Here is a 26966-nt window from a genome sequence, read left to right on the forward strand (position 1 = left end):
TATTTGCATACACTCATTTTTACAGCAATTTGCATTTTTTTGCTTAACTGACTGGCATTAATGCAAGGCATGGTTTTTTATTCATGACGCTAAAATAGCCTAAGCAATTTAGAGCTATAAGGCATACTAACCAATTTGAATATCTGTCGTTGGATGCTTTAAACGGCTTTTCTTTGGTGTTGCAATTAAATAAGCCAATGTCAGAGGGCCTAAACGTCCTGCATACATCAGAATACATAAAAGAGATAACCCCGATGGACTGAGTTCACTGGTTACGCCACGAGAAAGTCCAACTGTACATGCGGCTGACATGACTTCAAACAGTAAGTCGAGAAAATTTTTATTTGGTTCTAAAATCAGCATTATAAACAGACCAAGAAAAATCAGCATGCATGTAATTAAGGTAACAGCCAACGCTTTAAATGCAGTTTCATGTGAGATGGAATGTCTAAAAATCCGAATTTCATCACTACGTCTTAAAAATGCCACCACACTACAGGCTAAAACAATAAACGTCCCAACTTTAATCCCACCAGCGGTACTTAAAGACCCACCACCAATGAACATGAGTAACATTGTCAGTAGTGTTGCCGCATTGCCCATTTGTCCTAAATCAACAGTATTAAATCCTGACGAACGAGGAACGGTTGCATGTACCCAAGCATTCACAGCTTGATCGGTCAGAGACATATTTCCTAACGTTAGCGGGTTATTGGCTTCTAATATCCAAATCAAAACAAATGAAATGATATTGAGTGCAGCAATTGTCATTAAAACCAATTTACTGTTGGCGCTGAGTTTCTTCCAACGTAAGGTTCGCTTTAAGTCCATTAACACCAAGAAACCTAATCCGCCGATACTATATAAACAGCTAATGCAAAAACAAATCCAATAATCTTGATAAAAATCGACCAATCCATGTGGGGAAAGCGCAAAGCCTGCATTATTAAATGAAGAAATACTATAAAAAATAGCATAGTGCAGGGCGGTACTCAGGGGAAATTCGGGGAGCCAAAGTAGTGTTAAGATCAGTATCCCAATTGCCTGAAAAAATACTGTATATAAAAAGACATTCTTTGCAATTAAAACAGCTTTATTTAAACTGGTTTGTCCAAGTGTATCTTGCGCCATGAGTTGTTGGCGTAAACCCAAATTGGGTGACAGGCTCATGGCAGCCAATACAGCGAAGGTGGTAAATCCTAATCCACCGATTTGAATTAAGGTCAGTAAAACCACTTGTCCAAATGGAGTGAGTGATTCACCGATATTAATCACCGATAGTCCCGTAATGGTCACGGCAGATGTTGCAGTAAATAAAGCATCCATCCAAGATAAATCAGCATAATGTGCCATAGGTAGTTTGAGTAAGAGTGTACCTATGCAAATACAACTGAGAAAGCCGAGAGCCAAAAGTTTAGGTGGACTGATATTGAGTGTTTTTTTGGGTGCAGATTTGAGATAAATCATGGACTAAAGCTCTCGGATAAGCGCTGTAAGTCGCTTTGTAAACCCTCTAAAATCAGTAAATCACCTTGCTGTAAGGTGGTGAAATGTGCATTTGTTTCATAAAAAACTGTTGTGCCACGCTTGAGCATGAGAACACGTACCATACTGGAAATGCGCATTAAATCAGCTAAATGTGCGCCTTGTAACTGTGCTGGAATCACAATTTTGACAATAAAACGATCATGATCTAAAGCCATATAACGGCTAACAATTGGGTAACTGAGTGTATGTGCAATACGGATACCCATATCTTGTTCAGGGTGAATAATCTTATCAATGCCTAAATGAGACAAGATCATATGATGGGATTTGGTTTTAGCCTTTACCCAAATTTTGCTAACCCCTAAATTTTTTAAATTCAGTACACATAAAATACTGGCTTCGATATCCTCACCAATCGCTACAATCGCGGCTTCACATTTCTGAACATTTAATTCTTCAAGCACTTTCTCGTCGGTTGCATCGGCAATCACAGCATGTGTGATACGATCAGCAACATTTTCAATATTGCGCTGAACAGTATCAATGCCGATCACATCATGATTGAGTCGGGTTAATTCGGTTGCAACAGTTTCACCAAAACTACCCAAACCAATAACAGTAAAAATTGCCATAATGTTCCTATATATCAAGTGGCACAACAGTATAAAAATATCTTAATTATTCTTGGTTTAAACAAAAAGTGATGGAATGTAATAAAAAAATTTTTCAACAATCAGAAAATTCTTTTAATATAACCTCAGATGTTATCCAATAAGAAGAGCAAACATGATTAACCAACTATATTCAACATTAAAACAGAGTTTTCGCCCATTAGAAACGGCGCATTTACCTGAACAGAAAGATGACTTTGAAACGCTGTGTGATTGGCTCAATCAACAAGGATCAAATTTACAATATGTCGAATTAAAACAATATTCTGATAATGGTTTGGAAGATTGCCAATTATTCCAGCAGCATCAGGTCGATATTTCAGCCTTACAAGAAAAGATTGATCATGATATTGAAGCCGCTTTACCCGACGAAGATCAGGAAGATGAATGTGATCAGGCAATTGATTTTTATGATACGGCGTTTGACACTTTATTTGACAATATTAAAGCGGTTGCAGATCCACTCGGATTAAAATTATTGGTGGTGGTACGTGAAAATCCTTATTGGATGGTTGTACCTAACCATGATGAAAAAATCCAAAAACTCATTCAGTCCTTTAATTCTATTTTTGCCAAAGACAATCTATTCTTGGTTGAACACTAAGCCTGATTACATGATCTGAAAATAAAAAAAACCGATGTAAAAACATCGGTTTTTTATGAAGTACGCTCTTATTTTAAGAAGCGTTTATAGCCCAAGTTTTGGCTAATTTCTTCATACGGATACGTAATTTTCTCTAAAGTTTCAATCAACACATCTGGTTTTTCATCGGCATCAGTTGCTTGTAAGCCAACCAAAACACGTCCTTCAGCGGCACCGTGGTTACGATAATGGAATAATGTGATGTTGTGTGTTGGACCTAAGCGTTCAAGGAAGGTTAGCAATGCACCTGGACGTTCAGGGAATTCAACACGGAATAAACGTTCATTGTCGATATTGGCATGACCACCGATTAAATAACGAATGTGTAGTTTTGCAACTTCATCATCAGACAAATCGTCCACATCGTAACTGGCTTTGAGTGACTCAAAGATTTCCTTACGCTCAGCCTGACCACCTTTTAAGCTAATACCGACAAAGACTTGTGCAGAATGCTCATCATTACAACGGTAGTTGAATTCGGTAATATTACGACCTTGTAAGGCACGGCAGAAGTTAAGGAATGAACCTTTTTCTTCTGGAATAGTGACAGCATAAATAGCTTCGCGGTGTTCACCTAGCTCTGTACGTTCGGCAATATAGCGTAAACGATCAAAGTTCATGTTGGCGCCACACACGATAGACACCATGTTTTTGCCTTGAATATGGGTTTCAGCAACGAATTTCTTGATTGCAGCGAGTGCCATTGCCCCCGATGGTTCAACAATACTGCGCGTTTCATCATAAGTGTCTTTGATCGCTGCGCAGATTTCGTCCGTATTCACGGTGATGATTTCAGGTTCAATGACTTTACCCGAACCATCGGACTTGTCCATGCGCAAAATATCAAATGGTAATGCGCCAATTTGTGCAACTGCTGTACCGTCAGCAAATAAACCCACATGAGGTAGAACAACACGTTCATTGGCTGCTAGAGCGGCTTTTAAACATGCAGATTCATCATATTCAACGCCAACAACTTTGACATGCGGTGCAACTTCACCAAAGTAAGCGGCAATTCCTGAAATCAGACCACCACCACCGACAGCGACAAAGATGTAATCGACTTCGCGCCATTGGCGGTGAATTTCGTTGGCAATTGTGCCTTGACCAGCGATCACCATTTCATCGTCATACGGTGGAATAAATGTAAGACCTTCTTCTTGTGCGCGTTGCTGTGCGTATTTGTTGGCAGCATCAAAAGCATCGCCGTGTAGCACAACTTGTCCACCAAGACGTTTTACGGCTTGAACTTTAATATCTGGCGTGGTTTGTGGCATTACAATAATGGCTGGAATATTCAGTTTCGCGCCAGACAATGCCACGCCCTGTGCGTGATTACCCGCAGAGGCTGTAATCACACCACGTTCTAATTGTTCTTTAGGGAGTTGGCTGATCCGGTTATAAGCACCACGCAGCTTGAAAGAAAAAACAGGTTGTAAATCTTCACGCTTCAGACGAATGTTATTGTTAAGTTTTTGACTAATTCGTGGTGCTGCTTCGAGAGGAGATTCAATTGCAACGTCATAGACTGTTGCTTGTAAAATTTGTCTTACCAAGCGAAACAACATGTTCATATTCCATTTAACAGTTTAAAATAGGCTAGCATTGTAACAAACCGCTTGTCTTTTGGGCGGTTAAATTACGCTAAATCTTTCATCATTTGAGATATTGAGTTAAAACCATTATGAGTCTATATGCAACCCAAGATGCGAAAAAACAAGCCGCAGCAGAAGCAGCGTTGAAACATTTGCCAAGAGGCGGCATTTTAGGTGTTGGTACAGGCAGTACCGTCAACTTCTTAATTGATTTATTACCAGAATTACAACTTGAAGCCGCAGTAGCAAGCTCAACAGCAACTGCGGAACGTTTAACTAAACTTGGTATTGAAGTGATCGACATGAACCAAGTGGGTAGCCTCGATGCTTATGTCGATGGTGCAGATGAAATTGACCGTCACTTACACATGATTAAAGGTGGTGGTGCAGCACTGACTCGTGAAAAAATTGTGGCATCGATTGCCCGTAAATTTGTTTGTATCGTGGATGACTCAAAATGGGTTGAACAATTGGGTCGTGAGTTCCCGCTTCCAGTTGAAGTGATTCCAATGGCACGTTCAGCCGTTGCCCGTAAATTGGTTTCTTTGGGTGGTGATCCAGTATTTCGTATGAATGAAGACGAACATGCGGTCATGACGGACAATGGCAATGTGATTTTAGATGTTTATAACTTAAATATCTTGGATGCGTTGGATCTTGAAAAAACCATCAATAACATTCCGGGTGTGGTGACCAATGGTATCTTTGCTTTAAACAAGGCAGATATTGCGATTGTTGCAACCAACAATGGCATTGAAGAACGTTTCGCTGTTTAACATGTCGCAGGTTAACTTACCTGAAATTAAAATTGTACGTCATGCAAGGGCAACTCAGTTGCGCTTGCGTGTCTATACCCATGAAATTCGTTTAACTGTTCCACAGCGTTGTCGAGCGAAGCAGATTCAACAATTCCTAAAAGACTCAGAATCGTGGTTACAAGAGACTTGGCAAAAAGTCCAACAACAAAGCCCCGTTCATTTTCCTGAAAACATATCACTATTATACTATCCTCAAGTCCAGATTGTGCAGCGAGAGCAACGAGCTGGTTTTAGCTTTAAAGCAGAACAAGCCATTGTTTTTGTGAATCAGCAGGCACCAGAACAAGCCTTGAAAAGCTTTGTGATTGCATATGCCAAACAGGTTTTACCTGATCTTTTACAAGAAATTAGCCAACAGACGGGTTTGTCTTATCAGTCCTGTCAGGTACGCTTTGCCAAATCGCGTTGGGGAAGTTGCAGTACACAACAGAAAATTATGTTAAATGCTGGATTGGTTTTATTACCTAAAGAAATAATCCGTTATGTTTGTGTGCATGAGCTTGCACATACCCGTTATTTTAATCATAGTGCAGAATTCTGGCAGGAAGTGGCGCGACATGATGCTGATTTTCAGCAACATCGCCAACAATTAAAAATGGTGCAGTGGGCAAATTGGTGGCTGGTTTAATCTTAAATAAAATTTGATATATGAAAAATCTATGCAGTTGATTATGAAATAGGTTTAGAAAACCTCATCTTCCTGTCATACTAGCTCAACTTATTTTTTTTAAAAGACAACATGAGGTAATACAACGTGATTTCAGTGGGTATTGTAGGTGGCACAGGTTATACAGGCGTTGAATTACTTCGTCTTCTACTGAAACATGCACAAGTACAAGTGCGAGTGCTTACATCACGAACTGAAGCAGGTAAGCGTGTTGCCGATATGTTCCCAAGTTTACGCGGACATACCGATTTAGAATTTTCCGATTTAGATTTAGATGTCCTTAAACAATGTGATGTGGTGTTCTTTGCTACACCTCATGGCGTAGCGATGCAGCATGCACAAGCATTGATCGAAGCCAACACTAAAGTTATTGATTTGGCTGCTGATTTCCGTTTGCAGAATTTAGAACAATTTGAAAAATGGTATGGTATGCAGCATGCCTGCCCAGAATTATTAAAAGATTCTGTTTATGGTTTATCTGAATTAAACCGTGAGCAAATCAAAAATGCCAACGTCATTGGTAATCCGGGTTGTTATCCAACCACAGTTCAACTTGGTCTAGCACCAGTCCTGAAAGCAGCACAAGATCTAATTAAACCTGAAAGTATTATTATTGATGCAAAATCAGGTGTATCTGGTGCAGGTCGTAAAGCAAGCCTTGGCATGATCTACTCAGAAAATGCAGATAACTTTAAAGCTTATGGTGTTACAGGGCATCGTCACCATCCAGAAATTGTGGAAGCGCTTGAAAATATTTCAGGTCAAAAAGGTGTATTTGAACAGATTATTTTTGTTCCGCATCTTGTTCCAATGATTCGTGGCATGTTAAGTACCATTTATGTCGATTTGACAGAAGCAGGTGCAGCAACTGACTTACAGGCATTATATGAGCAGTTCTATGCCAATGAAGCCTTTGTCGATGTCATGCCCGCAGGAAGCTCTCCAGAAACACGAAGTGTACGTGGCGCAAATCAATTGCGCATTGCGCTACACAAACCAAGCCCAAATAAACTGATTGTACTTTCTGCCCAAGATAACTTGGTGAAAGGTGCTGCAGGTCAAGCAGTGCAAAACATGAATATCATGTTTGGTTTTTCAGAAGATGAAGGCTTGGCAGGGATTGGTTTATTACCATAACGTTTTAAGTAAGATGTGCCATCATGGTGATGGCACAGCAAAATTGAGCATTCGTGATGACAGATCAAACTACAGAATCGAATAATCCTCTAGACTCATACGCTGAGCCAAAACCCTCTTTTTTACAAACCAATAAATTCTTGATATTGGCTGGAATTGTGCTGCTGTGTGGTGGAACAATACTCGGATATTCTGTAGGGCACCGACAAGGTCTATCCGTTGTAGGTTATGATGCGGATGCCCAAGAGTTGATTGAAGTTGTACAAAAGCAGAAAGATACCTTAGCAGGTTTGAATAAAAGCTATAACATGGCTGTTCAGGAGCGTGATATTGCAGTGAGCAATACCAATGACCTAACGACAGTCCTGAATCAAACTAAGGATGATTTATCGATTGCACAATCGCAAAGTCAGATTTATCGTGAAGTATTACGTCAGCGTGGTGGTTTAAGTCTAACTGTACAAAACTTAAGTGTTAAACCTCTCCCTGAAAATGCCTATGAATATCAGCTTGATTTGGCGCAGGTGAGTCCAAATAACAGCCATGCAGTAGGATCTATTGAGATTCGTTTAATTCGTGGTTCAGAAGTCTTGGCTGTGCCAATGGAAGATAGTAATTTTAATTTCATAGACTTTGAGCGTCTAACGGGTCGTTGGACTATGCCAAAAGGCTTTGTACCACAATATATTGAAATTCATGTCAATGGATCAGTTCCTGAAGTTCGACGTTTTAGTTGGCTACGTGGTGAAGAAGTTCAAAATTCACCAGCTTTTGTTTCTGAAGTTCCGCAAGCAGAAGCACGCACCCAATAATCATGACATTAGATGTTGTAATCAGAATGAAACGAAAAATTTGTTTAAATGATGTAAGAGCAGCTTTTCAGCAATCAGGCTATGTAGATTGGCATTTAACCCCAATCATGCATGATTCAACAGAAGATGATCATCCAGATTCTGATCTTGCTGTGAAAACTGCACCACCTGAATTAAAGCGTCCACCTTTGTACGCTGTGGTGTTGTTGAATGACGATTACACCCCAATGGACTTTGTTATTGAAATTTTACAAGAATTCTTTGCAATGAATCTTGACCAAGCTACTCAAGTAATGCTAACTGTACATTATGAGGGGAAAGGTGTTGCAGGCGTTTACCCTCGAGATATTGCTGAGACAAAAGCAAATCAGGTCAATAACTACGCTCGGTCCCAAGGTCATCCATTACTTTGCCAGATTGAGCCAAAATCATAATAAGGGGGTCACATGCTCAGTCGCCAATTAGAAGTATCATTGCGTTTAGCTGTCAGCATGGCTCGACAAAAGAGACATGAGTTTTTGACAGTTGAACATTTACTCCTTGCTTTGCTTGATAATGATTCTGCGGTCAATGCTTTAAAAGCTTGTGGTGCAGATGTTGTTACGCTACGTAAAGAGTTAGAAGAATACGTTGAGCAACACACACCAAAACTTGGTGAAAATAGTGAGCAAGCTCCACATCCGACCGAAAGCTTTGACCGTATTTTACAGCGTGCAATTTTCCATGTTCAGTCGAGTGGTGGTGATCGTACGGTAGAAGGCGCAGATGTATTGGTTGCCATGTACTCTGAGCGAGATACTTTTGCTGTTTACTTATTAAAACGCCATCAAATTAACCGTTTAACGCTAACCCAATATCTTTCACATGGCGCACGTAAAGAGGAAATTCAGGTTGAAGAAGAATCTGATGATCTCGATGGTGAAACTGCCAATACAGCCAATGGCCCATTAGAGCAATACACTACAAATCTGAATGCTGAAGCGGCTAAAGGCAAAACAGATCCACTGATTGGTCGTGAAAAAGAAATCGAACGCACTGCACAAATTCTTTGCCGTCGCCGTAAGAATAATCCATTGCTTGTGGGTGACCCTGGCGTTGGTAAAACCTCAATCGCTGAAGGTTTGGCATGGTTAATTGTAAATGGTAAAGCGCCACAACCATTGGCAAAAGCTGAAGTTTATAGTTTAGATATTGGTGCATTGGTTGCAGGTACAAAATACCGTGGTGATTTCGAAAAACGTTTGAAACAATTGTTGGCTGCGTTGAAGAAAAATCCGAATGCAATTCTATTTATTGATGAAATTCATATGATCATTGGTGCAGGCTCAAGCATGGGCAGCACTATGGATGCATCGAATTTGATTAAACCTGCATTGGCGAATGGTTCTTTACGTTGCATTGGCTCAACAACTTTCCAAGAATACCGTCAGGTATTTGAAAAAGACCATGCTTTGTCTCGTCGATTCCAAAAGGTTGATGTTAATGAACCAAGCATTAGTGAAACTATTGAAATTTTGCGTGGTTTAAAAAGCAAGTTTGAAGAGTTTCATCATGTTGAATATGATGATAAAGCTTTGGTTTCAGCGGTTGAATTATCTGCAAAATTTATTAATGACCGCTTCTTGCCAGATAAAGCAATTGATGTCATTGACGAGGCTGGGGCACAGCGCCGTCTAAAACCAAAAGATGATATTCTGATTACTGTTGAAAATATTGAAGATATTGTGGCAAAAATTGCACGTATCCCACCAAAAACTGTGTCTAAAGATGATAAAAGCATCTTGGAAAATCTGGAACGTGACTTGAAACGTGTGGTGTTTGGTCAAGATGAAGCAATTACTGCTTTGGCTTCAGCGATTAAATTGTCACGTGCTGGTCTAAAATCTCCAGATAAACCTGTGGGTAACTTTGTCTTTGCAGGCCCAACAGGGGTAGGTAAAACTGAAGTCACAAAACAATTGGCGAAACTTTTGGGTGTAGAGCTGGTTCGTTTTGATATGTCGGAATATATGGAGCGTCATGCTGTTTCTCGCTTAATTGGTGCACCTCCTGGTTATGTCGGTTTTGATCAAGGTGGTTTACTCACCGATGCGATTCATAAAAATCCGCATTGCGTGTTGTTACTCGATGAGATCGAGAAAGCACATCCAGACGTGTATAATTTGTTATTACAAATCATGGATCATGGCTCATTGACCGATAACAATGGACGTAAATCTGATTTTCGTAATGTGATCTTGGTTCTAACCACTAATATTGGTGCAGAAAGTATTTCACGCAGCAGTATTGGCTTCACAGAACAAGATAATAGTAATGATAATCAAGAAGCAATGAAACGTGCATTCTCACCAGAATTCCGTAACCGTTTAGATGGTGTGATTCAGTTCAAAGCTTTGCCAACTATGGTGATTGACTCAGTTGTTGATAAATTCTTAACTGAATTACAAGCTCAACTTGATGATAAGAAAGTGGTACTTGAGGTTGATCAAAGTGCCCGTGACTGGTTAGCAGCCAATGGCTATGATCGCTTAATGGGTGCTCGCCCAATGCAACGTTTGATTCAAGAACATTTGAAAAAACCGCTTGCAGAAATGATTCTGTTTGGTGAGTTGGCTGAATATGGTGGCAATGTCGCTGTTACTGTGAAAAAAGAAGATGGTAAAGATATTGGCTTACAATTGACTGTCTTTGAAGATCAAACGGCTGAACCTGCGTAATCTATGAATGAAATCCTATCGATAACCCAAATACTTCGTGTATTTGGGTTATTCTTTTTAACTGCTATCGCTGAATTATTGGGCTGTTATTTTCCTTATTTGATTTTAAATCAAGGGAAAACAGCATGGTTATGGATACCAACGGCAGTCAGTCTGATGGTCTTTGTGTGGTTGCTGACTTTACATCCAGCAGCATCGGGCAAGATTTATGCGGCGTATGGTGGCGTTTATATTTTTACCGCACTGTTATGGCTGCGTTTCGTTGATCAGGTTGCATTAACACGGTGGGATATTTTAGGGGGTGTTATTGTGTTAATTGGAGCAGGAATGATCATATTACAACCGCAAGGTTTAATTCGTTAAAATAGCCTAAGTAATATTTAGAATAAAAAATCTTTCAAAATCAAAATATAAAAACAAAAATAAAGATTCACAATTCATTCACATGAGATTCGATAAAGTTATTGAATAAATATCTGCTAGACGAGGGAATGGTCATGGCAAAATTATTCAAATGTTTTGTCTTGTCAGCTTTAGCATCATTGACATTATTTGGATGTAAAAGTACAGAAAGTTATTCCAGAAACTATACCGCTGCCAATACAGAAAAAATTGGAATTGCACTCACAGATCAGCAGGCTGAGCAAGTCGCACAACAGTTCGTTGCAACCTTTAATCAGTTAGGCACAGCTGCATTTTTAGGAAAAGCAGATAAGTTATATGCAGATTCTTTATATATTAACGATACTTTGTCTCAATTTTCATCTAAGCCCGAATTGATGAAGCATTTTCAAGGAATGAATGCACGTGTCAGTCAGGTTGATGTCAGATTAATCAGTGTGACGTATCAAAAAGACTCTGCATATGTCCACTGGTATATGGCTTATCACTTTAAGATATTTGGAAAAAATAAACCGATGGCATCTTATGGAATTAGCCAGATTAAAATAAATCAACAACAACAAATTATATTCCAACAAGATTTTTGGGATCCAGCCGATGGCTTATACCGACATTTACCTTATATGGGGAGTATCTATACATGGCTATTACCATTCAAAAAAAGCAACTAATTTGTGGTATGGTTTTTATGGGAGTTAGCTCCATGATTTGGGCAAATACTCTACATAAATGCAGTACCGCCCCAATCGAAGTGACACGTCAGATTGTGGGACAAGCGAGTTATTTTGCTGAGAACTGTGCTCAAGTTTGGTCTGAGCAGAGTATTCGTATCGATTTTGACTACTCAAGAGCTATTCCTGAGTGGGCATTAAAGCGAGCAGCCACTCATTTTTTAAGTAAAAATTTGGGGAAAAATTCAAATTATGCTGTTTTTAATTCAATTACTCAGCACTATCTTCCAATCAAAGCAGGAGATCGTTATCACTTAACCTATACCAAAGCTAGCCAAACTTTGACTTTATCTATGAATCAGCAACTTTTGGCAGAAATTCGACATCCACAAGCCAATCAATATTTTCAGATTTGGTTTGGTGCTACGCCATTTAGTGTTAAATTGAAACAACAATTATTAATCAATCGAAAATATTAGAATATGGATCATTATTTTATTTTAATCGTTGAAGATCATTATGAGTTGGCGCAGACCTTATGCGAATTCTTGGAAACACAAGGTTATTTGGTTGATCATGCAAGGAATTTAGCGACAGCAAAACATTTGTTAGAACAACAGTCTTATCATTTGGTTTTACTTGATATTAATTTGCCCGATGGTTCAGGTTATATGTTATGCCAGTGGCTAAGGCAAGAAAAATCATTGGCAATTCCTGTATTAATGTTGACTGCTCGTGATCAAATCGATGATAAGCTGCAAGGCTTTGCGGCTGGTACAGATGATTATTTGGTCAAACCTTTTGATTTTCAGGAACTGGTTGCACGTGTACAGGCTTTGTTAAAACGTGCTTTAGGTGAAGTGACTCAAAAAGTTCTACACATTCATGATTTGGTTTTAGATCATCAGCAAAAGATAGTGGTGCGTGCGGGTAAAAAAATTGAATTACCGCCAATCCAGTTTAAGCTGTTACATATTTTAATGCGTCATTCGCCGAATGTGATCACCAAACAAGATATGATCATGACACTGTGGGGTGATGAAGAGCCTGAAAGCGATGCTTTACGAAGTCATATTTACCATTTACGTAAACTGATTGATAAGCCTTTTGAGGATAAGCTGATTCATACAGTATCAGGGGTTGGCTTACGCTTAGCGTTTGAACCCTTCATTTGAATTGAGATAGACCAAGACCACTAATCCTGTATGTACATGCAAGTTTAAGTGTGGATGATGCTCAGTATAATATTGGCGATCGTATAGTTCGACTCGCCAACCCAATTGATGAGATAATTTTTGGACTAATTGCAAGCCAATTCCATGACCTTTAGCATGTTGCTGTAAATGGGAAAATTGTGATAATTCCTGTTGTATATCATCAGAATGATTAAGCTCAACACCTGTGCCATTATCGGCAATAATGACGATATTTTTTTGTAAAATTATTTCAATTTCAGTGCCTTGTGAGTAATTTAAAGCATTGCGTAAAATATTACCAAAAACCATTTTACTCATAGAGATATAGAGTGCGCGTTGTGGCTCATGTATGTCTGCAGTAAAGAGAATTTGAATACCTTTAGCTTGACTGGTACTGTCTAGGTCATCAATCAGTTGCTGTAAGATGTCAGAAATGAAAGCAGGCTCTGTGTTTAATTGGGCAACATGATTGCGAGAAATTGCCAGTAAAGTATCAACCAGTAGCTGCATATCAGCCAATGTGTTTTTTAGGCGTGTAAACACTCGATCTTCGCCATATTTTGCAATACACAGTTGCAAATTCCCCTGAAAAATGGTCAGCGGTGTACGCAGTTCATGGCTGACATCCCGACTAAATTCACGTTCTCGTTGCATAAATTCACTTAAAATACGGTGATATTGTTCTAAGGCGTATTTAAGGTAAGCAGCTTCCATATTGCCTTGAGTTTCAATATGTTGAAATGGAGATTGAGCTGAAAGCTGATGATTTGTCCAGTCAATTTTTTCTAAGGCTTGGGCAATTCGTGTAATCGGGGAAAAATAACGCTGTGCTCGTCGATGTGACCACCATAAAACACTATAGAGAATAAACAGGCTAAACATGAGTGGGGCAAGTCCAAATAACCAGATTAGTTTATTGACATTGCTTTCACCAAAGACCAAAACGACATGCTGACCATAGCGTTGATCATAAACCGTCATGTGTTTTTTACCATCGATCAACATTCGATGTACGCCAGATTCAAACTTTAAAGCTTGTAAATGGCGAGGTGGTGGCTGAGGATCTGCCCAACGATAACCATACAGATTTTTAGTATCTGGTAAATCTGCATGAGGGTCTTTGGCTATACGTTGCCAATAATGTGACATTTCCTGTTCAAGTGCTGCTTTAAGCAAAAAGCCTTTAATCACCCATGCACTGCATACAATTCCAATCATAATTGACAGGGCGATCAGGGCGATCTGAAACCAATAATATCGATTAAAAATTTCATTGGCAGGATAAGGCTTTTTGGCAAAAAACAGTTTTTGCATAGTGATTCCTAAATGTCACACCGTTTTTTAAAACGGAAATGTCCCACGCCCCATTCACGACCTTCATCGTAACCAAATAATTCAGCACAGGCCATAAAGAAAATGCGCCAGCGCTGCCACCAAATATCTGCATGTTTGGTATAAGTTTGTCTGAAAATTGGTTTTAATACATCGGCTTGGGCATCCATATTGTTGAGCCAAGCATTGGCTGTGCGTTCATAGTGTACGCCAGACCATTGCCATTGCTGATCGAGAATCAAATCCTGTTGAAAGTGTAAAAATGTGGTGGTTGAAGGCATTAAGCCGCCTGTAAAAAAGTATTTAGACATCCAGTCGTATTGGTTTCTGATTTCAAAGGGATAGTGTAAAAATCGATGACAGAAAATATGACACCACAATAATCCATTGGGTTTTAGCCAACGGTTAATTTTGGCAAATAGGCGCTGATAATTGCGCACATGCTCAAACATTTCTACAGAAACAACACGGTCAAATTGCTGATCGGGCAGTTCTAGACCATTAATATCACAGGTAAAGACCTTAAGATTTTTCAATTGACGTTTACGTGCCTGATTTTCAATGTAGTAACGCTGTGTTGCAGAGTTTGACACTGCTGTAATTTCAGCAGTTGGGTAATGCTCAGCCATCCATAGACTCAATGAACCCCAACCACAACCTAACTCTAAAATATGTTGACCATCTTTGAGTTCAGCACGTTGAGCATACAAACTTAAACTGATGGCTTCAGCTTGATTAAGCGTTGTATTTACATTGGGGAAATAGCAGGCGCTATATTTCATATGTCTGCCGAGAACTGATGCAAAGAATGCTGTTGGCAATTCATAATGCTGCTGATTGGCTGTGTCAGTGTCTAATGCAATTGCACTGCTTTTTAGCTGTTTTAAGACATGCATATAACGCTGTGCAGCCCATTCAGGATCATCTCGACCTTCTTCAAATAGTCGCTTTTTGCATAGTGTACGAATACCACTGCGAATCATCTGATCGGGAACCATTCCACTTTCAATAGCTTTGAGAGATTGCTGTAAAATAAAGTCCATGACACTCACCTACTGTTTGGGTTTCCATGGAATAAACATGGAAGTCCGTTGTTGGTAATCTCGATAATTTTGCCCACGGTGACGGATCGCTTGACGTTCACTAAATGGAATACCAGTCAAATAATATAAAAACAACCACATCAATACGGGGTAAATCCAGAGTATCCATAAGCCACAGGCACTCGCCAAAATTGGGTAAGTGAACCAATGTAGCCATTCAAAAAAGTAATTGGGATGGCGTGAATAGCGCCATAATCCCTGATTCATGGTTTGACCATGATGTTTTGGGTCTTGTTTAAAGTGATAAAGCTGTTGGTCTGCAATCGTTTCACCAATCAGTGCCATAAACATTAAACATGCTGCACATAACGTAACGGGAACAGTCCATGTATTCCAAAGTGATTCAGGAACTTCAAGCAATAACAGCATGGGCAATGAAAACAAAAATGCCAGAACAGCCTGAAACATAAAGAACAGCAAAAATCCAACAGATTGCCAGTTTCCCATCGCTTGGCGCATTGATGCATAGCGCTGATCTTCGTGTTTTTCTTTAAGGTAGCGACGCAGTAAATGCCAACTCAGGCGTAAAAACCAAAGACTACTGCCAATACCAATAAGCAGTTGTACGATATAAGGCGCATGGTCAAATAGGTAAAATCCCAAGATGATATTGCAAGCGATACTCAGGCTCCATGCCACATCGACAATGCCTGCACGTTGGTTGTAAACACTGACTAGCCAGCACAGCAACATGATCAACACATCGAGAATAAATAACGTGAGCCACATTTTTTCTCTCCTTGCCTAAAACCTGCAAATCTACTTATTGATAAGGACTTGCCTCAAAAAGCAGATGAACATCACTGATCACACCTTCTCGGAAACCACCTTCGCAATAACACAGATAAAAATCCCACATACGTATAAATTCGTCATCAAACCCCAGCATGAGAACTTGCTCACGCGCAGTGAGAAAACGTTCTCGCCAATGAGCCAATGTTTCTGCATAACTTTGTCCAATATCTTCAAGGTGCTTTAAACGAAGCTGGTGTTCCGATGCGGTTTGAGTCAAGACTGAAATACAGGGAATGAAGCTTCCAGGGAAGATATAGCATTTGATGTAATCGATACTGTGTAAGGCTTTCTGATAACGCGCATCTTCAATGGTGATAGCTTGAATCAGTGCTAAGCCATTCGGCTTTAATAACTGACGGCACTTTTCAAAATAAATCGGTAAATACTGTGCGCCCACAGCTTCAATCATTTCAATTGACACCAATTTGTCAAACTGACCTTGCAGTAAACGATAGTCTTTAAGTAATACTTGTACACGATGTTGTAAACCTGCGGCATGAATCCGTTGAATGGCTTCATCGTACTGCGCCTGAGAAATGGTAATGGTTGTGACCTGACAACCGTAATTTTGTGCGGCATAAATCGCAAACCCACCCCAACCGCTACCAATTTCAACCAAATGATCGACAGGTTGCAATTTAAGTTTCTGACAGATCAGCTCTTTTTTATAATCCGATGCCTGCTCTAAACTCATGTCTGGCTGTTGAAATACGGCACTGGAATACATCATGCTAGGATCAAGAAACAATTTAAAGAAATCATTACTCAGATCATAATGTTCCGCGATATTTTGCCGACTTCCTTTTAGTGAGTTATGTCGGGTTTTGTGCCAGATTTTTAAAAGCTGTTGGCTGACTTGTGCCAGTGGATTTTGATTGATTTTATCGAGCACGTCACGGTTACGGGCCAAAATTTGGATGAGCTGTACTAAGTCAGGGCTACGCCAATACCCACGAATATAGCCTTCGGCTGCACCTAAAACACCATTTTTAAAAATCAGATCGAGCAAGCCACGATCTAAAACTTCAATTCGTGCCTGTAAATCTGAGCTTTCACCAAGCGTACCATTCCACAAACCCTCAAAGTGGATTTGTCCATGCTGTAACTTGACTAAACTGCGCAGCGCAAATGGCAATTGTTCTTGGCGGTTAAGAATCATGGTTTTCATAGCGCTCCTTGCGATCTTTTACTGTTTGAGGATGTGGATGAAACCGAATGCCTTTACACCATAGACACAATGCTTGCCAGTAAATCGCACTGAGCATTTTGATGGGTGCTACTGCATTGGTTAAAGCATAACGATGTTGTTGTGAAGGAAGTGTGATGGGCTGCAAGCAAAAACGCATATTCGCATCAAAAATCAGCTTTTGATTTTCAAAGAGTTGCATATGAATCGCATATTGCTGTTTTGAAAGATAAAAGTGCCAGCGATACTCAATATTCATCGGCATGAAAGGTGAAACATGAAAGTCTTTGTGAAAGTCAAAATGTAAGGTTTGGGTGGACTGATTTTCATTCCATTGGGCTTGGCAGGCATGGATATAAACATGTCGTTCATTCCAAGGCGTATTGGTAATTTCACTGAGAATACAATAGAGATTTTGCTGTGCATCAAACACGTAGTAGAACACCACAGAGTTAAAACGTAAGCCTAAGCAACGCGGTAAAGCCAAAACAAAAATCTGATGTTGAGTATCAAGCTGAAGTGTACTTTGAGAGGTCAAGGCATTGGCAACTTTCTCACGAAGAGTGCCTGTGTATTGAGTAAGAAAATCATCAGGATTGAGCGTCAGCACATTCCAGTTTCGACTCGACCATAATGCTGAATTTTGAGTGATTGAGTCGATTTGATCGGCATCGAACCATAAATAATTGAGACGAGCAGAGAACTCATGCGCTTTAGGCGCATAACGCCGATGTTGAATAGAAGCGGGGGCAGCGGCAAGGGTATAAAAAAGCATTTTTCACCTCACTGTTTCAAAGGTTAATCCAGTAAATGTTTGACAACCCGCGCGGCACTTCGAGCACCGTCTTCGTGAAAGCCCCAACCCCAATACGCGCCACAAAAGGAACTGCGTTGCTGTCCGTTGATTTGCGCCCAGTTTTGTTGTGCTTCAATAGCTTTAGCATCAAATACAGGATGGCGATAATGGCGTTTTACCAAGATTTTATTTGGATCAATCTTAAAATTGGGATTTAAACTGGCAAAAATCTGGGTTTTACACGGCAAATTTTGCAACTGATTCATCCAGTAGCTAAAACTATAATGTGGTGTTGAATTGATTGGTGATGTTGCGGTGACATGGACATGCCAACTCGCCCAAAGCGCCCGCCGTTTCGGCATGATGGAACTATCATGATGCACCACCATCGTATTGTCTTGATAGCTAAATTGGGAAAGCACCTGTTTCTCAATTTCACTCGGTTGAGCTAAAAGCTGCAAAGTATCATCGGCATGTGTCGCAAAAATTACCCAGTCAAATGTCTGACGCTCAATCGTCGTTTCTACAGTGATCTCATTTTCATTGCGCTCAACGGATATAACGCCTTGTTGATGCCAGTAAATCTGTGAGCATTTTTGTCGAATGGCTCGAATATACTGCGATGAACCGCCTTGAACGGTTTGCCAAACAGGACGTTGTTGGAGTTGCAACATACGATGATGCTGAAAAAAACTTACCACAAATTTATAAGGAATTTGTGCCACTTGCTCAATCGGACTAGACCACAGTGCGCCACACATCGGATACAGATGTTCTTCACGGAAAGCTTTGGAATAACCGTGTTGATCAAGATATTGCTCAATGGTGAGATCACTCTCACATGCTTGTACATTAATTCCCTGATTCCTCCGATAAAAGCGTAATAGATCACGTAGCATTTGGCGGAAATTGGCATTTAAAAAATTCTGAGGTTTTGCCAGTAATGACCATTTTTGTGAAGGATTATATTGCAAACCCGTCACCTGATTATTCACCGAAAAACTCATATCACTTTGTTCTGAGCCCACTCCAAGTTGTTGCAGCATTTCGGTAAATAACGGGTAATTGTGCTGATTAAATACAATAAACCCGCTGTCTACAGCAACTTGCTGACCATCAATCATTAAATGATGAGTATCGGTATGACCACCAAAATACTGATTTTTTTCAAAGATATGAATTTCATGCTGCTTTGAAAGTTGCCATGCTGCATACAGCCCTGAAATTCCTGAACCGATGATTGCAATTTTCATGGCGAATTTCCTCGTGGCTGATCTGTTGTCGGATCGGAACTTTGCTGTTTATGCGCAAGATATACGCGTTCAGGGACGGGTTTTAATCCCCAAACCAAGCCAAAATAAGACATCATTTTTAACCCGTAATACGTTAAATCAACTTGCCACCAATAAAAGCCTTGTCGTGCGCTTCCTGCATAGTAGTGATGATTGTTGTGCCAACCTTCACCCAAGGTAATTAGTGCTAGCCAAAGATTATTTTTGCTGTCATCTCGTGTTGCAAAATCACGCCGTCCAAATAAATGGGCAAGCGAGTTAATACATAAAGTTGCATGAATGACGAAAATGGTCGATACACAAAAGCCCCAAATCAACAGTTGCAGGCCATTGGTATGCAGTTGTGGCGCATAGTGGGCAAGGGCTTCACCAAAACCAAAAATACTGGCTGCGGTTATCAGGACAATCGGCAAACTAAAGCGGTCAAGCCAGATCAATTCAGGATATTTCAACCAGTCTTTCACCATTTCCTGACGAATGACAAAATTTTTCTGATTGAGAAACCAGCCAATATGGCTATACCAAAACCCATGTCGGGACGAGTGGGGGTCTTGGGTGGTATCTGCATAACGATGATGATTGCGGTGATGCGCAGCCCACCAAAGTGGCCCACGCTGTGCGCTCATCGTGCCGATCAGCAAAAATAAGAATTGAACAGGACGAGAAGTTTGAAAAGTTTTATGTGATAAATAGCGATGAAAAAAACCTGTAATGGCAAACATGCGAATCAGATAAAAAAACAGCATGAAGCCAACAGCAAACCACGAAATTCCCACCCAAAAAATTGCCAAGCAGGAGAGGTGCAAAATAATAAATGGCAGAATACGAAACCATTGAATTTTATTATCTTTTATATCATTTTGAGCATCAGTCAATTCAACAGAATTGACTGACCAGCTATCTATCCATCGCCACATTATTCTAAGCATAGGTTCGTCCCGATTTAACCTGACTTATCAGTAATTAAAATCAGTGTAATCAAGCCTGCATGAATTTTGTGTGAATTTTTTAAGCCAAGATCCGCTCGATCAGCGACTTAAACATATTTATTAAAATAGCCTAAGTAAAACTAAAAATTTAAAATCAAACACGACTCAATTCACTTTCATCATAACGAATACCTTCAAAATCATAAATCTGCCGAATCGTCTCAAAAAGTCCATAAATATAATGACTATCATCCATATTTCGAACTGTAATAAAAATTGGACTTAAAGCATTTGGATCAAGTAAAGGGATATAATTTAACTGTGCCATCTGAATACTATTGCTACTCTCAGGCACAATACAAATTCCTTCACCCGCGGCAACCAACCCCAGTGCTAACTGAATTTCTCGAACTTCAGTTAAGTTTTGTGGGTCTAAGCCATGCTCAGAGAAAATGGAAAGAACATGTGTAGAAAAGTTAGGTTTGGCTGTATTGGGGTAAAGTAAAATATTTTCATCTATTAAATCGGCTAAATATACGCCTTGGGTTTTGCTTTGATTAAATGGATGGCTGGCATGCGTTGCGACCATGAGTTTTTCATTTCTGAGTAAAACACGCTTAATGGCTGGGTCACTCATGCGAAGTCGGCCAAAACCTGCATCAATTCGCCCATCTTTTAATGCTTCAACCTGAGCTTGTGTACCCATTTCAATCAGTTCAATTTTAAGTTGGGGGTGTTTTTGCCGATATAAATAAATAATTCGAGGCAATAACCCAAATAAAAGTGAGCTGACAAAGCCAATTCGAATGGTGGTTTGGACGGCATTAATACGCTGAGTCATGGACACCATCTGTTCAGCATTCGACAAAAGTTTGAGGGCATGTTGATAGAAAAATTGTCCAACTTGCGTGGTTTTTACAGGTCGGCTACCACGTTCAAGTAGTTGTACACCCAATTCTTCCTCAAGATTTTGAATGGTACGACTTAAAGGTGGTTGAGCAATAAAGAGTTTTTCTGCTGCTTTGGTAAAACTTTGTTCTTCCACAACAGCGACAAAGTATCTGAGATGTCTGAGTTCCATATATACCTTTTTGGTATTTTAGTATGCAAATAATGTCTTTGAAAACATTTAACCATTCTTTTAAAGTATAAACAAGTAAAGTTCTAACAGAAGATGTGAAGAATGTATAAATCTGTAGAAACCCTGCTTGTGGACATTCCGACCATTCGCTCACACAAGCTTTCGGTTGCAACCATGCAAAAACAAACTTTGGTGTTGGTGAAAATCACAACTGACGATGGATTTGTTGGATGGGGTGAAGCCACAACGATTGGTGGATTAAGCTACGCGGGTGAAAGCCCTGAAAGTGTCAAAACCAATATTGATACTTATTTTGCTCCTTTGCTCAAATCTGTAAAAAATTTGAATGTGGCGCAAACCCTGCAATTGATCCGTAAAACCATCAATGACAACCGTTTTGCCAAATGTGCGATTCAAACTGCATTGCTCGATATTCAGGCGAAACGCTTAGGTTTACCGATCAGTGAATTACTGGGTGGTCGTTTACGTGATCATCTATCGGTACTTTGGGTATTGGCATCGGGTGATACTGAAAAAGATATCGCAGAAGCCAAGAAAATGATTGAGGCAAAACGTCACAATATTTTCAAACTCAAAATTGGTTCACATCCAGTTCAGCAAGATGTTGAGCATGTGATTGCGATTAAAAAAGCATTAGGGCCAGATATTAGTATCCGTGTAGATGTAAACCGTGCATGGTCAGAAACTCAGGCAATTTATGGTATCCAACAACTGCAAGATGGTGGGATTGACCTGATCGAGCAGCCATGTGGAATTGAAAATATTGACACCTTGGCACGTTTAACTGAGCGTTTTGATGTCGCGATTATGGCAGATGAAGTTCTAACAGGCCCAGCAAGTGCCTATCGAATTGCCAAACGCCATGCGGCTGATGTGTTTGCAGTGAAGATTGAACAGTCAGGCGGTTTGATTGAAGCCTGTGAAGTCGCAACGATTGCCAAACTGGCAGGCGTGGATTTGTATGGCGGCACGATGCTTGAAGGCCCAGTTGGCACAATCGCTTCAGCACATGCATTTTCAACTTTTGAAAATCTGGCATTTGGTACAGAGCTATTTGCACCGTTGTTACTCACTGAGCAAATTTTAAAAACACCGTTGCAGTATGAAAACTTCCAATTGGCTGTGCCAAAAGCCGCAGGCTTAGGCATCGAAATTGATGAAGACAAAATTGAACAATTGCGCCGACATTAAAACAAGGAGCTGAGATGTTATTTCAAGTTCGTATGGATGTGCATATACCTCTTGATATGCCTAAAGAAGTTGCCGATCAGATTAAAGCCACTGAAAAGGCTTATTCACAAAATTTACAACAGCAAGGTAAATGGCGTCATATCTGGCGGATTACAGGACAGTATTCCAACATCAGTATTTTTGATGTCGAGAGCAATGAAGAATTGCATCAGATTTTGCAAGGTTTGCCGTTGTATCCCTACATGAATATTGAAGTGATGGCGCTCAATCGACATCCATCATCCATTCGTGAAGATGACCGTTAATCTAGATTGATACGGGTCAAATAGGATTTTTTTTAAACAAGGACGTGGTTAGCTATATTTGCCAGCATTTAGGATGAGCTCGCCACAATAATTAGCCAGCATTCATACCCAAGGAGACAGTGTATGAACCATCAGGAAATTAACCAACTCGTAAAACAAATGAACGTTGATACTGCAACAGGAGAAGTGGATCAACGTATTCAAGACATCGTGGTACGTCTTGTCAGTGATTTGTTTAAAGCAATTGAAGACTTGGATATTCAACCAAGCGAAGTATGGAAAGGCATTGAATATTTTACCGATGCAGGTAAAGCCAATGAACTCGGCTTACTCGCTGCGGGTCTAGGTCTAGAACATTATCTTGATGTTCGTGCCGATGAAGCAGATGCAAAAGCAGGTGTTGCAGCAGGCGGTACGCCACGTACGATTGAAGGTCCACTTTATGTGGCAGGTGCGCCAGAATCAGTCGGCTTTGCCCGTATGGATGATGGTTCTGAGTCAGATCGTATCGATACCTTAATTATTGAAGGAACGGTAAAAGATACTGAAGGCAACATCATTCCAAACGCAAAAGTTGAAGTTTGGCATGCCAACAGCATGGGGAATTATTCATTCTTTGACAAAACTCAGTCGCACTTTAATTTACGTCGCACGATTTTCACGGACACTGTTGGTCACTACACAGCATTAACAACGATGCCTGTTGGTTATGGCTGCCCACCTGAAGGTACGACTCAAGCGTTGTTGAACAAGTTAGGTCGTCATGGTAACCGTCCATCACACGTGCATTACTTTGTTTCTGCACCAGGTTTCCGTAAGTTAACGACTCAATTCAACATTGAAGGCGACAAATACCTGTGGGATGACTTTGCCTTCGCAACACGTGATGGTCTGGTTGCAACTGCGGTAGATGTGAATGATACAGCAGAAATTGCTCGTCGTAGTTTAGACAAACCATTCAAACACATTGATTTTAATATTGTACTTGTCAAAGAAGCTGATGCTGAAGAAGCTCCAAGCACTGAAGTTGATCGTCGTCGCGCAAGCGCTTAATTGTTGTGGTACCCGAGATCGGTTTGATCAAGATCTCGGTATCTCTTGAGTTTTTGGAGATTCTTTTATGGCGCGTATATCTGTATTAAATGCGACTCATCTTGATCAAATTGATGACTTGCTTGTCGATGATTTTGAAACGGGTGAATTCAAGCTACATCGCTCTGTATTCACCGATCCAACGCTGTTTGAGTTGGAAATGAAATACATTTTTGAAGGCAATTGGGTATTTTTGGCACACGAAAGCCAGATCCCAGATAACAACGATTTTTACACCACATATATCGGTCGTCAGCCAATTATCATCGCACGTAATCGTAACGGTGAGTTGAATGCGATGATCAATGCCTGTTCACACCGTGGCGCACAACTTTGCCGTCACAAGCGTGGTAACAAGGCAACCTATACCTGCCCATTCCACGGTTGGACATTCAATAACTCAGGTAAGTTACTGAAAGTTAAAGACCCAAGCGATGCAGGTTATTCAGACTGCTTCAACAAAGAAGGCTCGCATGACCTGAAAAAGGTGGCGCGCTTTGAAAATTACAAAGGCTTCTTGTTTGGCAGTTTAAATCCTGATGTACCATCTCTAGAAGAATTCTTAGGCGAAGCAGCAAAAATCATCGACATGATTGTAGATCAATCTGCCGATGGTCTAGAAGTTCTCCGCGGTTCTTCGACCTATACCTACGAAGGTAACTGGAAACTGACCGCTGAAAATGGTGCAGATGGCTACCATGTGTCGGCAGTACATTGGAACTATGCAGCAACTACGCAGCACCGTAAAGAAAAACAGGCAGATGACAAAATTCGTGCCATGAGTGCAGGTGGTTGGGGCAAACAAGGTGGTGGTTCATACGGATTTGAACATGGTCACATGTTACTTTGGACACAATGGGCAAACCCAGAAGACCGTCCAAACTACCCAAAATATGCTGAATATACGGAACAATACGGTTTAGCCATGGCGAAATGGATGATTGAGCGTTCGCGTAACCTCTGTCTTTATCCAAATGTTTACCTGATGGATCAGTTTGGTTCGCAAATCCGTATTTTACGTCCGATCAGTGTCGATAAGACCGAAGTCACGATTTACTGTATCGCACCAAAAAATGAATCGTCTGAATCACGTGCCCGTCGTATTCGTCAGTATGAAGATTTCTTTAATGCTTCAGGCATGGCAACACCAGATGACTTGGAAGAATTCCGCGCATGTCAGGCAGGTTATGCAGGCATTGCCCTTGAATGGAACGACATGTGCCGCGGCTCAAAACACTGGATTCAGGGTGCAGACGATGCAGCCAATGAAATTGGTTTAAAACCATTGCTCAGTGGTATTAAAACTGAAGATGAAGGTCTGTATTTGGCACAGCACCAGTATTGGCTCAAAACCATGAAACATGCCATTCAACAGGAAAAACTGGCTGAACAGGCAGAGCAAGGAGCATTGGCATGAATGCAGTACAACATGTAAATGCAGAAATTAGTTTAGAAAAAATTGCTCAGTTTTTGTATCGCGAAGCACGCTTTGTAGATGATGAGCAATGGGATGACTGGTTGGAATGTTATGCGCCTGAAGCATCTTTCTGGATGCCTGCATGGGATGACAACGACACTCTAACAGAAGATCCACAATCTGAGATTTCTCTGATTTATTACCCAGACCGTCAGGGTTTGGAAGACCGCGTATTCCGTATCAAAACCGAGCGTTCTTCAGCCACCATGCCAGACACACGAACTAGCCACAACATCAACAATGTTGAAATTGAACAGGTGGATGGCTCACAAGTGACTGTACGCTTTAACTGGCACACCTTAAGTTTCCGCTACAAAACCAACTACAGTTATTTTGGTATGTCGCGCTACGTAATTGATTTTTCAGGCGAACAGCCAAAAATCCTCAGCAAATATGTGGTCTTGAAAAACGACTATATCAACCAAGTGATTGATATTTACCATCTTTAAGACACATTTCATTTGCAACTCTCAGCCAAGGAGTTTGGCTGAGAATCTGTAACACTTTTAAGGGATTTTCGCTATGTCGAATCACAATATCGCACTTCAGTTTGAAGATGGCGTCACTCGTTTTATTACAGTTCATCAGGGTGAAACCCTGTCCGATGCAGCTTACCGCCAACAAGTCAACATTCCACTCGATTGCCGTGAAGGTGCATGTGGGACTTGTCGCGCATTTTGTGAGTCGGGTCAGTATGATATGCCTGAAGAAACCTATATTGAAGATGCTTTAACCCCAGAAGAAGCGCAGGAAGGTTATGTGCTGGTTTGTCAGTGCCGCCCAACGTCCGATGCTGTTTTTCAAATCAAAGCATCTTCTGATGTCTGTAAAACCAAAGTACATACGTTCCAAGGTCGCCTTGCACAGGTCAACAATATTTCTGAATCCACCATCCAGTTTGAAATCCAGCTCGATGAAGGTCAGCCAGAGATTCATTTCTTGGCTGGACAATATGTCAATGTCCGCATTCCAAATAGCGATGAAACCCGTTCCTATTCATTTAGCTCAAAACCGGGCAATCGTTTAACAGGTTTTGTGGTGCGTAATGTGCCAAATGGCAAAATGAGTAGCTTTTTAAGCCAAGCTGCGCAAGCAGGTGAACAAATGCAGTTCACTGGGCCTTTTGGTAGTTTTTATTTGCGAGATGTACAGCGTCCAGTCTTGATGCTGGCGGGTGGTACAGGTATCGCACCATTCTTGTCGATACTTTCTGTATTGGCAGAAAAGTCAGTGCCACAACCTGTTAACTTGGTCTTTGGTGTCACCAATGATTTTGACTTGGTTGCCATTGATGAATTAGAAGCCTTTAAAGCAGCACATGACTGGTTTGATTATCGAACTGTTGTTGCCCATGCAGACAGCCAGCATGAACGTAAAGGCTATGTCACTGCACACATTGATGCTGACTGGCTCAATGCTGGTGATGTCGATATTTACCTGTGTGGACCTGTCGCGATGGTCGATGCTGTGCGTACATGGTTAGATCATGAAAATGTACAACCAAAGAACTTCTATTTCGAAAAATTTTCAGCCAACTAACGGGAGTTAA

At 40.6% G+C, this 26966-nt stretch carries 28 protein-coding genes; 17 read left to right on the forward strand and 11 right to left on the reverse strand.

Annotated elements, in window-relative coordinates; all coding sequences use genetic code 11:
* Window positions 1-126 precede the first annotated feature (126 nt).
* Window positions 127-1467, reverse strand: a complete 1341-nt coding sequence (locus LVY74_RS00005) for a TrkH family potassium uptake protein (RefSeq protein ID WP_237813261.1) — start codon at window positions 1465-1467, stop codon at window positions 127-129.
* Window positions 1464-2120 carry a potassium channel family protein gene (locus LVY74_RS00010; protein ID WP_151711054.1) on the reverse strand — a complete coding sequence of 219 codons (657 nt, stop codon included), beginning with the start codon at window positions 2118-2120 and terminating at the stop codon, window positions 1464-1466. The genes LVY74_RS00005 and LVY74_RS00010 overlap by 4 nt, the downstream gene beginning before the upstream one ends.
* 154 nt (window positions 2121-2274) lie before the next feature.
* On the opposite strand from LVY74_RS00010, the gene LVY74_RS00015 reads away from it, so the two are divergent.
* Entirely contained in the window at window positions 2275-2763 is a 489-nt protein-coding gene (locus tag LVY74_RS00015) for a hypothetical protein (RefSeq protein ID WP_237813262.1), read from the forward strand.
* 68 nt (window positions 2764-2831) lie between these two features.
* Here the strand turns inward: LVY74_RS00015 and ilvA are convergent, their stop codons facing one another.
* Window positions 2832-4376: a threonine ammonia-lyase, biosynthetic gene (gene ilvA / locus LVY74_RS00020; protein ID WP_237813263.1), complete on the reverse strand. Its 1545-nt coding sequence runs from the start codon at window positions 4374-4376 to the stop codon at window positions 2832-2834.
* Between the two features lie 110 nt (window positions 4377-4486).
* Here ilvA and rpiA point away from each other — a divergent pair, with 110 nt between their 5' ends.
* From rpiA to LVY74_RS00070, 10 genes are all read left to right on the forward strand, one after another.
* A complete protein-coding gene (gene rpiA / locus LVY74_RS00025; RefSeq protein WP_151710642.1) occupies window positions 4487-5173 on the forward strand; it encodes a ribose-5-phosphate isomerase RpiA in 687 nt (228 codons plus the stop codon).
* A gap of 1 nt (window position 5174) precedes the next feature.
* The gene (locus LVY74_RS00030) at window positions 5175-5843 is read left to right on the forward strand and encodes a M48 family metallopeptidase (RefSeq protein ID WP_237813264.1); all 669 of its coding nucleotides are present in this window, start codon (window positions 5175-5177) and stop codon (window positions 5841-5843) included.
* A 126-nt stretch (window positions 5844-5969) separates the two neighbouring features.
* Window positions 5970-7019, forward strand: coding sequence for an N-acetyl-gamma-glutamyl-phosphate reductase (gene argC / locus LVY74_RS00035; protein WP_237813265.1), 1050 nt, complete (start codon window positions 5970-5972; stop codon window positions 7017-7019).
* Window positions 7020-7075: 56 nt separating this feature from the next.
* Window positions 7076-7831 (forward strand): DUF6776 family protein, encoded by a 756-nt coding sequence (locus LVY74_RS00040; RefSeq protein ID WP_237813266.1) that lies wholly within the window; start codon window positions 7076-7078, stop codon window positions 7829-7831.
* A 26-nt stretch (window positions 7832-7857) separates the two neighbouring features.
* Complete coding sequence (gene clpS, locus LVY74_RS00045) at window positions 7858-8265, forward strand: ATP-dependent Clp protease adapter ClpS (protein ID WP_375707864.1); 408 nt, start codon at window positions 7858-7860, stop codon at window positions 8263-8265.
* A gap of 12 nt (window positions 8266-8277) precedes the next feature.
* A complete protein-coding gene (gene clpA, locus LVY74_RS00050) occupies window positions 8278-10548 on the forward strand; it encodes an ATP-dependent Clp protease ATP-binding subunit ClpA (protein WP_151777802.1) in 2271 nt (756 codons plus the stop codon).
* Window positions 10549-10551: 3 nt separating this feature from the next.
* Window positions 10552-10911: a YnfA family protein gene (locus LVY74_RS00055; RefSeq protein WP_237813268.1), complete on the forward strand. Its 360-nt coding sequence runs from the start codon at window positions 10552-10554 to the stop codon at window positions 10909-10911.
* A 134-nt stretch (window positions 10912-11045) separates the two neighbouring features.
* On the forward strand, window positions 11046-11621 hold the full coding sequence (locus LVY74_RS00060) for a nuclear transport factor 2 family protein (protein ID WP_237813269.1): 576 nt from the start codon (window positions 11046-11048) through the stop codon (window positions 11619-11621).
* Window positions 11591-12100 carry a chalcone isomerase family protein gene (locus LVY74_RS00065; protein ID WP_237813270.1) on the forward strand — a complete coding sequence of 170 codons (510 nt, stop codon included), beginning with the start codon at window positions 11591-11593 and terminating at the stop codon, window positions 12098-12100. The genes LVY74_RS00060 and LVY74_RS00065 overlap by 31 nt, the downstream gene beginning before the upstream one ends.
* A 3-nt stretch (window positions 12101-12103) precedes the next feature.
* Window positions 12104-12796, forward strand: coding sequence for a response regulator transcription factor (locus tag LVY74_RS00070; RefSeq protein ID WP_237813271.1), 693 nt, complete (start codon window positions 12104-12106; stop codon window positions 12794-12796).
* Here LVY74_RS00070 and LVY74_RS00075 read toward each other — a convergent pair.
* From LVY74_RS00075 to LVY74_RS00110, 8 genes are all read right to left on the reverse strand, one after another.
* Window positions 12773-14131, reverse strand: coding sequence for a sensor histidine kinase (locus LVY74_RS00075; protein WP_237813272.1), 1359 nt, complete (start codon window positions 14129-14131; stop codon window positions 12773-12775). The genes LVY74_RS00070 and LVY74_RS00075 overlap by 24 nt on opposite strands.
* A gap of 8 nt (window positions 14132-14139) precedes the next feature.
* Complete coding sequence (locus LVY74_RS00080) at window positions 14140-15192, reverse strand: SAM-dependent methyltransferase (RefSeq protein ID WP_237813273.1); 1053 nt, start codon at window positions 15190-15192, stop codon at window positions 14140-14142.
* Between the two features lie 9 nt (window positions 15193-15201).
* The gene (locus tag LVY74_RS00085) at window positions 15202-15981 is read right to left on the reverse strand and encodes a DUF1295 domain-containing protein (protein ID WP_237813274.1); all 780 of its coding nucleotides are present in this window, start codon (window positions 15979-15981) and stop codon (window positions 15202-15204) included.
* Window positions 15982-16015: 34 nt separating this feature from the next.
* Window positions 16016-17215 (reverse strand): SAM-dependent methyltransferase, encoded by a 1200-nt coding sequence (locus LVY74_RS00090; RefSeq protein ID WP_237813275.1) that lies wholly within the window; start codon window positions 17213-17215, stop codon window positions 16016-16018.
* Window positions 17196-18008 (reverse strand): DUF1365 domain-containing protein, encoded by an 813-nt coding sequence (locus LVY74_RS00095; RefSeq protein WP_237813276.1) that lies wholly within the window; start codon window positions 18006-18008, stop codon window positions 17196-17198. The genes LVY74_RS00090 and LVY74_RS00095 overlap by 20 nt, the downstream gene beginning before the upstream one ends.
* Window positions 18009-18031: 23 nt before the next feature.
* Entirely contained in the window at window positions 18032-19282 is a 1251-nt protein-coding gene (locus tag LVY74_RS00100) for an NAD(P)/FAD-dependent oxidoreductase (RefSeq protein ID WP_237813277.1), read from the reverse strand.
* Window positions 19279-20250 (reverse strand): acyl-CoA desaturase, encoded by a 972-nt coding sequence (locus tag LVY74_RS00105; RefSeq protein WP_237813278.1) that lies wholly within the window; start codon window positions 20248-20250, stop codon window positions 19279-19281. Before LVY74_RS00105 ends, LVY74_RS00100 begins: the two co-directional genes overlap by 4 nt.
* A 154-nt stretch (window positions 20251-20404) precedes the next feature.
* On the reverse strand, window positions 20405-21331 hold the full coding sequence (locus LVY74_RS00110) for a LysR family transcriptional regulator (protein WP_237813279.1): 927 nt from the start codon (window positions 21329-21331) through the stop codon (window positions 20405-20407).
* 102 nt (window positions 21332-21433) lie between these two features.
* Here LVY74_RS00110 and LVY74_RS00115 point away from each other — a divergent pair, with 102 nt between their 5' ends.
* From LVY74_RS00115 to benC, 6 genes are all read left to right on the forward strand, one after another.
* Window positions 21434-22543 (forward strand): muconate/chloromuconate family cycloisomerase, encoded by a 1110-nt coding sequence (locus LVY74_RS00115; RefSeq protein ID WP_237813280.1) that lies wholly within the window; start codon window positions 21434-21436, stop codon window positions 22541-22543.
* Window positions 22544-22557: 14 nt separating this feature from the next.
* The gene (gene catC, locus LVY74_RS00120; RefSeq protein ID WP_237813281.1) at window positions 22558-22848 is read left to right on the forward strand and encodes a muconolactone Delta-isomerase; all 291 of its coding nucleotides are present in this window, start codon (window positions 22558-22560) and stop codon (window positions 22846-22848) included.
* Between the two features lie 123 nt (window positions 22849-22971).
* Window positions 22972-23901 carry a catechol 1,2-dioxygenase gene (gene catA / locus LVY74_RS00125; RefSeq protein WP_237813282.1) on the forward strand — a complete coding sequence of 310 codons (930 nt, stop codon included), beginning with the start codon at window positions 22972-22974 and terminating at the stop codon, window positions 23899-23901.
* Between the two features lie 67 nt (window positions 23902-23968).
* Entirely contained in the window at window positions 23969-25357 is a 1389-nt protein-coding gene (gene benA / locus LVY74_RS00130; RefSeq protein WP_237813283.1) for a benzoate 1,2-dioxygenase large subunit, read from the forward strand.
* Window positions 25354-25866, forward strand: a complete 513-nt coding sequence (benB, locus tag LVY74_RS00135) for a benzoate 1,2-dioxygenase small subunit (protein WP_237813284.1) — start codon at window positions 25354-25356, stop codon at window positions 25864-25866. The genes benA and benB overlap by 4 nt, the downstream gene beginning before the upstream one ends.
* Window positions 25867-25939: 73 nt before the next feature.
* Entirely contained in the window at window positions 25940-26956 is a 1017-nt protein-coding gene (gene benC / locus LVY74_RS00140) for a benzoate 1,2-dioxygenase electron transfer component BenC (RefSeq protein ID WP_237813285.1), read from the forward strand.
* Window positions 26957-26966 lie beyond the last annotated feature (10 nt).

It is taken from the genome of Acinetobacter sp. ME22, from assembly GCF_022012315.1.
GTDB classification, from domain to species: Bacteria; Pseudomonadota; Gammaproteobacteria; order Pseudomonadales; family Moraxellaceae; genus Acinetobacter; species Acinetobacter brisouii_A.

What these genes read in the sequence shown, in the direction of transcription:
- LVY74_RS00005 (WP_237813261.1), bottom strand. Translation starts at nt 1,467, where the DNA reads ATGATTTATCTCAAATCTGCACCCAAAAAAACACTCAATATCAGTCCA.
- LVY74_RS00010 (WP_151711054.1), bottom strand. Translation starts at nt 2,120, where the DNA reads ATGGCAATTTTTACTGTTATTGGTTTGGGTAGTTTTGGTGAAACTGTT.
- LVY74_RS00015 (WP_237813262.1), top strand. Translation starts at nt 2,275, where the DNA reads ATGATTAACCAACTATATTCAACATTAAAACAGAGTTTTCGCCCATTA.
- ilvA (WP_237813263.1), bottom strand. Translation starts at nt 4,376, where the DNA reads ATGAACATGTTGTTTCGCTTGGTAAGACAAATTTTACAAGCAACAGTC.
- rpiA (WP_151710642.1), top strand. Translation starts at nt 4,487, where the DNA reads ATGAGTCTATATGCAACCCAAGATGCGAAAAAACAAGCCGCAGCAGAA.
- LVY74_RS00030 (WP_237813264.1), top strand. Translation starts at nt 5,175, where the DNA reads ATGTCGCAGGTTAACTTACCTGAAATTAAAATTGTACGTCATGCAAGG.
- LVY74_RS00040 (WP_237813266.1), top strand. Translation starts at nt 7,076, where the DNA reads ATGACAGATCAAACTACAGAATCGAATAATCCTCTAGACTCATACGCT.
- clpS (WP_375707864.1), top strand. Translation starts at nt 7,858, where the DNA reads ATGAAACGAAAAATTTGTTTAAATGATGTAAGAGCAGCTTTTCAGCAA.
- clpA (WP_151777802.1), top strand. Translation starts at nt 8,278, where the DNA reads ATGCTCAGTCGCCAATTAGAAGTATCATTGCGTTTAGCTGTCAGCATG.
- LVY74_RS00055 (WP_237813268.1), top strand. Translation starts at nt 10,552, where the DNA reads ATGAATGAAATCCTATCGATAACCCAAATACTTCGTGTATTTGGGTTA.
- LVY74_RS00060 (WP_237813269.1), top strand. Translation starts at nt 11,046, where the DNA reads ATGGCAAAATTATTCAAATGTTTTGTCTTGTCAGCTTTAGCATCATTG.
- LVY74_RS00065 (WP_237813270.1), top strand. Translation starts at nt 11,591, where the DNA reads ATGGCTATTACCATTCAAAAAAAGCAACTAATTTGTGGTATGGTTTTT.
- LVY74_RS00070 (WP_237813271.1), top strand. Translation starts at nt 12,104, where the DNA reads ATGGATCATTATTTTATTTTAATCGTTGAAGATCATTATGAGTTGGCG.
- LVY74_RS00075 (WP_237813272.1), bottom strand. Translation starts at nt 14,131, where the DNA reads ATGCAAAAACTGTTTTTTGCCAAAAAGCCTTATCCTGCCAATGAAATT.
- LVY74_RS00080 (WP_237813273.1), bottom strand. Translation starts at nt 15,192, where the DNA reads ATGGACTTTATTTTACAGCAATCTCTCAAAGCTATTGAAAGTGGAATG.
- LVY74_RS00085 (WP_237813274.1), bottom strand. Translation starts at nt 15,981, where the DNA reads ATGTGGCTCACGTTATTTATTCTCGATGTGTTGATCATGTTGCTGTGC.
- LVY74_RS00090 (WP_237813275.1), bottom strand. Translation starts at nt 17,215, where the DNA reads ATGAAAACCATGATTCTTAACCGCCAAGAACAATTGCCATTTGCGCTG.
- LVY74_RS00095 (WP_237813276.1), bottom strand. Translation starts at nt 18,008, where the DNA reads ATGCTTTTTTATACCCTTGCCGCTGCCCCCGCTTCTATTCAACATCGG.
- LVY74_RS00100 (WP_237813277.1), bottom strand. Translation starts at nt 19,282, where the DNA reads ATGAAAATTGCAATCATCGGTTCAGGAATTTCAGGGCTGTATGCAGCA.
- LVY74_RS00105 (WP_237813278.1), bottom strand. Translation starts at nt 20,250, where the DNA reads ATGCTTAGAATAATGTGGCGATGGATAGATAGCTGGTCAGTCAATTCT.
- LVY74_RS00110 (WP_237813279.1), bottom strand. Translation starts at nt 21,331, where the DNA reads ATGGAACTCAGACATCTCAGATACTTTGTCGCTGTTGTGGAAGAACAA.
- LVY74_RS00115 (WP_237813280.1), top strand. Translation starts at nt 21,434, where the DNA reads ATGTATAAATCTGTAGAAACCCTGCTTGTGGACATTCCGACCATTCGC.
- catC (WP_237813281.1), top strand. Translation starts at nt 22,558, where the DNA reads ATGTTATTTCAAGTTCGTATGGATGTGCATATACCTCTTGATATGCCT.
- catA (WP_237813282.1), top strand. Translation starts at nt 22,972, where the DNA reads ATGAACCATCAGGAAATTAACCAACTCGTAAAACAAATGAACGTTGAT.
- benA (WP_237813283.1), top strand. Translation starts at nt 23,969, where the DNA reads ATGGCGCGTATATCTGTATTAAATGCGACTCATCTTGATCAAATTGAT.
- benB (WP_237813284.1), top strand. Translation starts at nt 25,354, where the DNA reads ATGAATGCAGTACAACATGTAAATGCAGAAATTAGTTTAGAAAAAATT.
- benC (WP_237813285.1), top strand. Translation starts at nt 25,940, where the DNA reads ATGTCGAATCACAATATCGCACTTCAGTTTGAAGATGGCGTCACTCGT.